Genomic DNA, 9,717 nt, shown 5'->3' on the forward strand with positions numbered 1-9,717 from the left:
GGCGCTGCACCGCGAGCATGGCGGGCAGCGCGGCGGTTCGGCCGAGCACGAGGCCGGGCTCGCGCAGCTCCTCGGGCCGGTAGGTCAGGGCGACGGCCAGACCGGCGGGCGGCCGGGCCAGCAGTCTGCGCAGGGTGTCGCGCGCCGCCCGGAGCCCCCCGCACCCCCGGGGGTCCGTCGGCGCCCGTCGGCCCCGGCCGCCCGAGCGGTGCGGGCGGCGCCCTGCGCCAGGCGCTCGCGCCGCTGACGGGCGCGGCCCGTACCCCCGGTGGCGACCCGGTACTGCTCGTCGCCGACGACGTCCACCTGGCGGACCGGGCGGCGCGCGACACCCTGCGCAGACTGCTGGCCCGGCCGCCCGCCGGTCTGGCCGTCGCCCTGACCTACCGGCCCGAGGAGCTGCGCGAGCCCGGCCTCGTGCTCGGCCGAACCGCCGCGCTGCCCGCCATGCTCGCGGTGCAGCGCCTGACGCTGGCGCCCCTGGACGCCGACGGGGTGCGCGCGCTCGTCGACGAGCTGCTGGACGGCCCCGACCGCGGCCCCACCGAGCTGTACTCCCGGATGGCCGTGCGCTCGGGCGGCGTGCCGCAGGTCGTCGCCGATCTGGTGGGGCTCCTGCGGGAGACCGGCGAGCCGCGGGAGCGCTACACCCTGCGGGATCTGGAGGCGGTCGGGGTACCGCCCCGGCTCCGCCAGCTCGCCCTCGGCCGGGTCGCCGCGCTCCCCGAGGAGATGCGCCCGGTCGCCCTCGCCGCCGCCGTGCTGGACGAGCCCGCCGAGGCGGAGGAGCTGGCGGCGGTCGCCGGCCTGACGGCGGAGGCCGGCACCGAGGCGCTGGTGCGCGCCCTGCGCGGGGGCGTGCTGACCGAGGACGGGCTCGGGCGGTACGCCTTCTTCGTGCCGCTGGCGGCCACCGCCGTGTACGCCGAGATACCCGGCCCCGTCCGCCGCCTCCTGCACCGGAGCGCCGCGCGGGTCCTGTCGCACCGCCGCCCGGAGCCGTGGGTGGCGCTGGCCCGCCACCGGCGTCACGGCGGCGAGGTGCGCGGCTGGCTGCACGCGGTGGAGCAGGCGGCCACGGAACGTGCCGCGGCGGGCGACCACCAGGCGGCCGTCGACCTGCTGGAGACGACCCTGTCGCGGCCGACGGTCCCGCTGCACGCCCGTGCCCGGCTCGCGCCGCTGCTCGCGCACAGCGCGGTGCTCGGGCTGCGTTCCGAGCAGACCGTCACGGTGCTGCGGCAGATCCTCGACGAGCAGTCGCTGCCGGCCGCGGTGCGCGGGCAGATCCGCCTCGACCTCGGACTGCTGCTGTGCAACCAGGCGGTGGCCGGGATGCAGGGCTGGCTGTAGCTCCAGCAGGCGGTGGAGGAACTCCAGGAGCGGCCGGTGATGGCCGCCCGGGCCATGGCCGCGCTGGCGATGCCGCTGCTGTCGACCGTTCCCCTGGAACGCAATCTGTACTGGCTCCGGCGGGCGGAGAAGGCGGGCGCGGAGAGCGACGACGAGGAGGCCAGGACCGCCGTCGCCGCCAACCGGGTGGGCACCCTGATGTACATCGGCGACCCGGCGGCCTGGGAGGCGCTGGAGGCGCTGCCGAGGGGGACCACGGACCCGGTGTACCAGCAGCACGTCGCACGCGGGCTGTGCAACGCGGCCGACGGGGCGCTGTGGCTCGGACGGCTGGCTCCGGCACGTGAACTCCTGGCGGAGGGAGTCGAGTTGGCGACCCGAAGCGGCGCCGCCTACGTGGAGGAGGGCGCGCGCGGCACCTCGCTGCTGCTCGACTGGGCCGAGGGGCACTGGGACGATCTCGCGGGCCGGGCACGGGCGTTCGCCGCGGAGGCGGAGACCATGCCCGGCATGGCCGTGGACGGCCGCACCGTGCTCGGGATGCTGGCGCTCTCGCGCGGGGAGTGGCAGCAGGCGACGGCCTGGCTGGTCGGCGAGGGACCGCGCGAACCGAACGCGGCCGCCGTGCCGCACAGGGCCGCGGCCTCCGGCGCGCTGATCCGGATGGCGATGGTCCGTGACGACGTGGACGCCGCGGCGGCGGAGGCGTCGGCGGCCTGGGACCGGCTGCGGGACAAGGGCGTGTGGGTGTGGGGCGCGGAGCTCGCGCCGTGGGCCGTCGAGGCGACGCTGCGTTCCGGGCGGACCGCGGTGGCGCGGGCGATGGTCGCCGAGTACGCGGCGGGGCTCGAAGGGAGCCAGGCGCCCGCGTCGGACGCCGCCCTCGCGTGGTGCCGCGCCCTGGTCGCCGAGGACGACGGCGACCACGCGGCGGCGGCGGAGCTGTTCCGGCGGTCGGCGCTCGTGTACGCGGGCCTGCCGCGCCCCTACGCGGCCGTGCTGGCCACCGAGGGAGCCACCCGGTGCCGGCTCGCCGCGGGAGGGGACACGGCAGCGGCGGTCGCGGACCTCGCCTCGTGCGTGGACCGGCTGACCGAGCTCGGGGCCGTGTGGGACGCCGCCCGCGTCCGCGCCCTGCTGCGCGCCCACCAGCCGGCGGACGGGCACCGGCCCCGGGGCCGCCCCAGCTACGGGGACCAGCTGTCGCCGCGCGAGCAGGAGGTGGCGGACCTGGCCGCGACCGGGCTCACCAACCGGGAGATCGCGGCGACCCTCCATCTGTCGCCGCGCACCGTGGAGCAGCATGTGGCCCGCGCGCGCCGGAAGCTGGAGTCCCAGTCCGGGCAGAGCCTGTCCCGGGGCCGCGCCGCCCGGCGGCCGGGCTGACACCAGCCGGCCCGGAGCACACCGGGCGGGAGTTCGACGCGGCGTGCGGGCGACCCGGCGTGTGTTCGACGCAGCATGCCTGCGCCCGGGTGTGTGTTCGACGCGGCATGGTTGAATGCGCGCATGATCGAGCTCGTGCTGACGGCCGTGGTCCTGGCCCTGACCGTATGGATGCTGAGCAAGCAGCTTCGGCAGCGGTCGTCGGAGGGCGTCGTCGCGACGAAGCCGGCCGGGGTGCCCTGCATGCTCAGGTCCGCCAAGGGGCGGGCCGGGTTCCGGCCGGGGCGGCTGGTCGTCGGCTCCGAGCCGCTGACCTGGACGCCCTCGCTCGGCGGCCGTGACGTCGTGCTGCCCGCCGGCCTCCGGTACACGCAGACGCGTTCCGCGACGGCCGAGGAGGCCGTCGGCGTCAATCCGCGGGCGCGGATCGTGGAGTGCGCCTCGGCGGACGGTCCGTGGCTCGTCGCCGTGATGCCCGAGGAGCTGGAGCAGGTCCTCGGGGCGGTCCGGCCGTCCGCGACCGCCTGATCCGCGTCCCCGGCCCGAGGCCGGCCTCCCGCATCGCACCTCTCCGTCTTCGCTGCCGCGAGGCCGCGGCGCGGCACTCGGTGACGCAGGCCCGGTAGCCGACGGCGCGGGTCCCGGGGTCCGCGGCCACCCGGCGCCCACGCTCCGGTCGCAGACGGGAGCGCCGCACGGCACCCGGCGGACCCCGCCCGCGGTCGCCCCGTCGGCGGACGTCGCGCCGACCGTCCCCACGCCGCCGCTCCCCCGCCGGCCCGCGGGCGCCCATCCCTGCGCCGGGGCCCCCGGGCCCGGCCCGCACGCGCCCGCCTCCTCCGTTCGTGCGGTCCGCGGTCGCCCGCCCCCATCCGCCGGCACTCCCGGCCCTGGACCGCAGGCGCCCGACGCCTCCACCCGCTTCCCGCCCAGGCCCGCAGCCCGCCGGCCACTCGGCCGCCGCTCCGCCGCCCCGTCGGGCACACCCCTGCACCGGCACGGTGGCCGGCACCGCGCCCCGGAGGGGCCGCTCGCACCGCCGGCCCGCTCGGGGTCGCGCCGCCGGGCGAGGCATCCCGTCGACCGCCTGTCCGTGGAGTGGGGGCGCGGTCCGGGCGTCCCGCGGTGCGACCGCCCACGACACGCGGACCGTCGAGCTGTACACAACCCCCTTCGCCATATAGCGTGTTGACTCGGTTCACAGCGAAATGCCGTGATGCCTGCGACCACGCGACTACGCTTAGGGGGGTCAGGTGTTCCGTCACCTGCTCACGTACCGCCGCACACGCCGCACCACCGCCGCCACCGCCATCGCCGTGGCACTCGCCGCCGGGCTCGCCGGCGCGCTGCCGTCGACCGCGCACGCCGCCGGAGCGGCCGAGGGCTCCGAAGTCCTCATACCCGCACCCGCCGTGTACGCCGACGGCGCCCAGAGCCTGCTGACCACCGGCAGCGACGGTGTGCTGCACCGCGAGGGCGGCGGCTACCTCTGGACGACGACGTACAACCGCACCACCAAGCCCGTCCCCGAACTGGACGGCGTGCCCGAGGAGTCGATCGTCCGGCAGCACGACACCCTCAACCGCGTCACCTACACCAGACCGCGCGAGGACGGCGGCACCGACATCGTCCGGATCGGTGTCGAGGATCCCCGCTTCGGCTCCACCCTCACCGTCCCGGCGGGGTACCTGAACCCGACCGTCGCCGGCGGCTGGGTGCTCGCGACCGTCGACCAGGGCGACGGCACGTACCGGCTGGTGGAGTACCGCAACGGCCGGGAGAGCCCGATCCAGCTGCCGCCGGGCGCCACCACCGGCGCCGAACCGGTCACGTACGGCTCCGCCTACGGCCGGCTCCTCATCGGCTGGACCGACGCCGACGGCACCCCCGGCTACGGCGTCGTCAGCACCCCGTACAACACGGTGACCCCGCTGCCGGTGACCGGTGAGGCGAGCAGCCTGCGCGTCACGCAGGAGGAGGTCAGCTGGGTCACCCGCGACGGCGGCACCACCGCCGTGCACATCAGGGGGGTGGACAGCACCGCCGCCCCGCGCGTCGTCCCGCTCGACGTCCGCTCCCCCGGCAGCGCCGTGCGCGCGTACCCCGTCGGCGACAACGTGCTGTGGCACGAGGGCGACGGCGGGACGCTGCGCCTCACCCCGTACGACGGGGCGGATACGGCCCGCGACCTGCTCACGGACGTCGAGTCGGGCTACCAGCTCATCGAGGGGCGCGGGCAGTTCGCCGCGCTCGGCAAGGACGCCGACGGCCGCCGGGGGATCCACCTGTTCAGCATCGACGGGCTCGGGCTCGTCGACGACCTGCCCGTGCGCCAGGCGCCCCGGACACAGGTCGGGCGGGGCGTCGTCCAGGCCCTGTCCCTGGCCGGCGGCCGGCTCCGGCACACCACCGAGCTGACCGGCTCGACGACACTGCACGGCCGGGACGTCGGGGTGGGACCGCAGCCGCAGAGCGGTGCGGCACTGCCGGACTTCGGCGGGCTCGCGCACGGGCGGTTCGCCGACGGCGGCGACGAGGGCCTGGCCCGGCTGGTGACGGACCCCGGGACGGGCAGGGACGTGCTGGTGACGGGCGACGACCCGGACCACCCGGTGGACACCTTCGCCCTCCCGCACGCGGACGGCCGGATCACCGACGTCTCCCCCGAGTTCCTCCTGTACCGCGCGGGTGAGCGCACCCTCGTCGTCGACACCGCCCGGGACCGGATCGTGCGCGAGGTGGCGGGGCAGGCCGCCGCCCTGGAACACGGGACGCTGCTCGTGCCGTCGCGGTGGTGGCCGGGCGTCGTCCAGACCGTCCACCTGCGCACCGGCCAGGTCACCGGGGCCGTGCGGACCGGCGCCTCCTGCGTGCCGGACGAACTGCAGAGCAGCGGCTCGCTGCTGTACTGGAGCTGCTCCGGACAGAACACTGCGGGCGTCCGCGACCGGGCGACCGGGCACGCCTGGCCCGCACCGGCCACCGGCACGCTGCTGGGCGACCGGTTCCTGGCCGCCCACCATGCCGACACGCTGCGCCTGACCGGCCTCGGGACCGACGGCGGCACGACCGACCTGGGCCTGGTCGAGAACGTCAAGCCGCTGGCGTCCGGCGACGGCCGCGGCCGGACCTGGACCCTGGATGCGGGTGCGGGCAGGCTCGCCTGGGCCGATGGGCACGACACCCTCCACGTCACCGCCCCGCAGCAGTCCGTCTCCCCGCTGAAGGTGGCCGACTCCGTCACCCCGGCCACCACGGGGCAGGCGGGGTGGGACGGTGTCTGGTGGCTGTCCCGGCCGGCCGAATCCTGGACCGTGACGCTCACCGACCGCCGCACCGGCTCCGCCGTCCGCACCTGGACGGGCGGGGCCACGCGCGGCACCGTCCGCGTGGCGTGGGACGGCACGTCCGAGGCCGGCACCCCGGTGGAGGACGGCGCCTACGTCTGGCGGCTGACCGCCACCCCGGGGGACGGCGCGGGCGCCGCGGCGACGGCCACCGGGACGGTGCGCGTCCCCCGCTGATCCGGCCGCACGGCCGGCCCCCGGCGGGAGACCGGCGCTGTCCCCCGAGCGGGCCCCGGGGGAAGGCGCCGGTACCGGGGGCGGCCGAGCGGCGTTGCCCACGTGCGGAGGCGGCCGGCGTCTCGGCCGCCTCCGCACGTCTCCGGGCCAACCGACCGTCTCCGGGTGGCGCCGCGCGTCTCCGGGTGGACCGTCTCCGGGCGTCGCCGCGCGTCTCCGGGCCAACCGACCGTCTCCGGGTGGTGCCGCGCGTCTCCGGGTGGACCGTCTCCGGGTGGACCGTCTCCGGGCGTCGCCGCGCGTCTCCGCGCCAACCGACCGTCTCCGGGTGGTGCCGCGCGTCTCCGGGCCGACCGTCTCCGGGCGTCGCCGGGCGTCCCCGGCGCGGTGGGCGTCAGCCCTGCGCCGCCGGCTGGAGATCCGCGTACACCCCTCCCCTCGCGAGCAGTTCACCGTGTGTGCCGGACTCCCTGACCTTTCCGTCCGCCATCACCACGATGCGGTCCGCGCCCTGGATCGTGGAGAGCCGGTGCGCCACGACGAAGACCGTGCGCCCGTGCACGAGCCGGGCGAGGGCCTCCTGGACGAGGGCCTCGGAGCGGTTGTCGAGTGCCGAGGTCGCCTCGTCGAGCACGAGGATGCGCGGGTCGCGGATGAGCGCGCGGGCGATGGCGAGGCGCTGCTTCTGGCCGCCGGACAGGCGCGCTCCGCGCTGGCCGACCACCGTGTCCAGGCCGTCGGGCAGCCGTTCCACGAACTCCAGTGCGTTGGCGTCGCGCAGGGCGCGCCGGAGCGCCTCCTCGTCGAGGTCGCCGAGTCCGTAGGTCACGTTGTCGCGGATGCTGCCCTCGAACAGAATCGACTCCTGCGGGACCACGGAGAGGAAGCGCCGGTAGCTCCGCAGGTCGAGGGTCGACATGTCGACGCCGTCCAGCAGGATCCGGCCGGACGTGGGCCGGATGAAGCCGATCAGCAGGTTGAGGACGGTGGACTTGCCCGCCCCCGAGGCGCCCACCAGGGCGATCGTCTCGCCGGGGCGCGCGGTGAGGCTGAAGCCGTCGACCGCCGGAGCGGCGTCGTCGTAGGCGAAGGCGACCTGCTGGAAGTCGATCCGGCCGGTCACGCGCTCCACCGGCACCTTGCCCTCGTTGCTCTCCAGGTCGGGCGCCTGGAGGACCTCGCCCGCGGAGCGCACCGACTCGAGTCCCTTGCTGATGACCGGCGCCAGCCCGAGCAGCGTGGTCACGGAGCCCGTCAGGACGGTGAAGAAGGAGCTGAGCATGACGACGTCGCCGGCGGTGACGGGCAGCCAGCCGTGGTAGGCGACCAGAGCCGACCCGGTCAGGCACAGGACGCCGAGGATGTTGAGCGTGACCCAGGCGGCCGAGTTGAAGCGGCCGTTCATCACGTCGAGCCGCAGGCCGGCGGCGAACACCTGGCGCAGGCTTCCGTCGACGCGGCCGAGCGCGGCCCGTTCGAGGCCGTGGGCGCGGGTGATCGGGATGAGCGTGGTCATCTCCCCGACCTGGGAGGAGAACTGCTCCACCTCGCGGCGGAAGTCCTCGTTGTGGCTGCGCAGCCGGCCGCGCAGGCGCATCACCAGGAAACCTGCGGCGGGGACGACGATCAGGAACACCGGCAGGAACTCCGGGGTGCGGATACCGATGACGACGAGGCCGCCGGTGAGCGTGACCAGTGCGCCCAGGCCCATGTCGGCGCTCTGCTGCACCATGTGCTCCACCGACTCCACGTCCCGGACGACCTTGGTCTGCAGGACGCTGGAGTGGACGCGGGCGTGGTAGCCGATGGACAGGTGCTGGAGCCTGCGGCACAGGGCCGAGCGCAGGGCGGTGCCCATGCGGCGGATGCTGCCGCCGAGGAGGCGGACGTACCACTGGTGCAGCGGGTAGTTGATCACGAGGATGAAGAGCAGGACGCCGGTGGCCTGCCACAACTCGGCCAGTGAGCCGTGCTGCACGACGACGTCGAGCACGGTCGCGGTGATCAGCGGCAGCAGCCAGATGGGGCTGTGCTTGACGACGAAGACGGCAGCGGCGAGCAGCAGCTTGCCGCGGTCGGGGCGGAGGAGGTGGCCGAGGGTGCGCACCGGGTTCTCGCCGCGGTAGCAGTGGTCCAGGTGGTTGGGGACGTGTTGCGTCATGTGTCCATCCCACCCCATCCCGAGCCGCGCAGTAAGCGCTTTCTCACATCGCGGGCACCTGTGCGGCGCCTCCGCACGGGGCGAGCCGGGGGCGCACGGGCGGGGGCTCGGGCGGCCCCTGTGCCAACAGGGGCCGCCCGCACCGCCGTTGCCGTCTCCGCGAGCGTCGCTCTCTCCGGCCGCCGGCGCCGGCCGCGCCGGGACCGGCCGGTGCCCGAGGCCCGGGGCCGGCCGGTGCCCGTCACTCAGGCCGGGCGGGCCTCCGTCGCGCCGGCGTCCGTCGCACGGGCTGCCCGKGCGACGAGGGGGCGGGAGGCGACGGTGAAGGCGACCGACGCCGCCGCCACGGCGGTGATCGCCGCGGCGGGGGCGAGCAGCCCGGCGACCCCGCCCGCGACGGCGGCGCCGAGGCCCTGCCAGGTCATGCGGCCCGCGGACTCCACACCCTGGACCTGCCCGCGGACCGCGTCGGGCGTCGACGCGAGCAGCAACTCCTGGAGGGGCAGGGTGGCGGCGAAGCCCGCACCGGACACGAAGACCGCGGCCAGCGCCACCGGCAGCGGCGGGTGGAAGGCGAACACCAGGTAGGGGACGGCGAGCAGGAGCCGCAGCGGGAAGGCGGCGCGACGGCGCCGTGCCGCGGTGAGCAGGCGCCCGACCACCAGGTCGCCGAGGAGCATGCCCGCCGACGCCGCGGCGAGGAGGGATCCGGCGTGTTCGGGGGCGTAGGAGAGGAACAGCGCCTCGCAGCCGACGACCAGACCGTTGGGGACCCACAGGTTCAGCAGGAGGGCCCGGCTCCCGGAGTGGGCGAACAGCTCCCGGTTCGTGGCCCACGTCCGGCGCAGCCCGGGACGGCCGGCGGGGCGGATCGAGTGCTCCCGGACGGTCGTCGCCACGACGGCCAGCCCGGCGGCGGTGAGCGCCGCCGCGACGAGGAACACCTGGTGGGGCGTCAGATGCCGGAGCAGTGCGCCGCCCGCGGCGTAGCCGAGGACCGCCGTCGTGCCCGCGGTGATGTTCATCAGCGAGCGCGCCGGGGCGTATCCGGCCCGGGGAACCACCTCCGCGAGCAGCCCCATCCGGGTCCCCGTCCCGAGGGACTGGAAGAAGCCGAGCACCAGGAGCAGACCGAACCGGGCCGCCAGCGGCAGCCCCGGGAGCGCCTGGGCGGCGACGCCTGCCAGCGCCGCGCACTGGAGCACGACGAGGGTCCGGCGCGGGCGGCCCCCGTCCGCGACCGACATCAGTGTCAGCGCGCCGAGCACGGTGGCGAAGGTGGCGCCGTACATG

6 protein-coding genes are annotated in these 9,717 nt (G+C 76.3%); 4 read left to right on the forward strand and 2 right to left on the reverse strand.

Annotated elements, in window-relative coordinates:
• Positions 1-417 precede the first annotated feature (417 nt).
• The 4 genes from EAO77_RS35440 to EAO77_RS35455 all read left to right on the forward strand — a co-directional run bounded on the left by EAO77_RS35440 (position 418) and on the right by EAO77_RS35455 (position 6,263).
• Positions 418-1,353: a hypothetical protein gene (locus EAO77_RS35440; RefSeq protein ID WP_147992432.1), complete on the forward strand. Its 936-nt coding sequence runs from the start codon at positions 418-420 to the stop codon at positions 1,351-1,353.
• 12 nt (positions 1,354-1,365) lie between these two features.
• Positions 1,366-2,739: a helix-turn-helix transcriptional regulator gene (locus tag EAO77_RS35445; protein WP_147992433.1), complete on the forward strand. Its 1,374-nt coding sequence runs from the start codon at positions 1,366-1,368 to the stop codon at positions 2,737-2,739.
• 123 nt (positions 2,740-2,862) lie between these two features.
• On the forward strand, positions 2,863-3,267 hold the full coding sequence (locus EAO77_RS35450) for a DUF2550 family protein (RefSeq protein ID WP_147992434.1): 405 nt from the start codon (positions 2,863-2,865) through the stop codon (positions 3,265-3,267).
• A 725-nt stretch (positions 3,268-3,992) separates the two neighbouring features.
• Positions 3,993-6,263 carry a FlgD immunoglobulin-like domain containing protein gene (locus tag EAO77_RS35455; protein WP_261994298.1) on the forward strand — a complete coding sequence of 757 codons (2,271 nt, stop codon included), beginning with the start codon at positions 3,993-3,995 and terminating at the stop codon, positions 6,261-6,263.
• A gap of 394 nt (positions 6,264-6,657) precedes the next feature.
• Here the strand turns inward: EAO77_RS35455 and EAO77_RS35460 are convergent, their stop codons facing one another.
• Positions 6,658-8,424: an ABC transporter ATP-binding protein gene (locus EAO77_RS35460; protein ID WP_187283559.1), complete on the reverse strand. Its 1,767-nt coding sequence runs from the start codon at positions 8,422-8,424 to the stop codon at positions 6,658-6,660.
• A 245-nt stretch (positions 8,425-8,669) separates the two neighbouring features.
• Positions 8,670-9,717, reverse strand: a 1,048-nt coding sequence (locus EAO77_RS35465; protein ID WP_147992436.1) for an MFS transporter, incomplete at its 5' end; no start/stop codon positions are given.

This window comes from Streptomyces sp. T39 (genome assembly GCF_008042045.1).
Classification (GTDB): domain Bacteria; phylum Actinomycetota; class Actinomycetes; order Streptomycetales; family Streptomycetaceae; genus Streptomyces.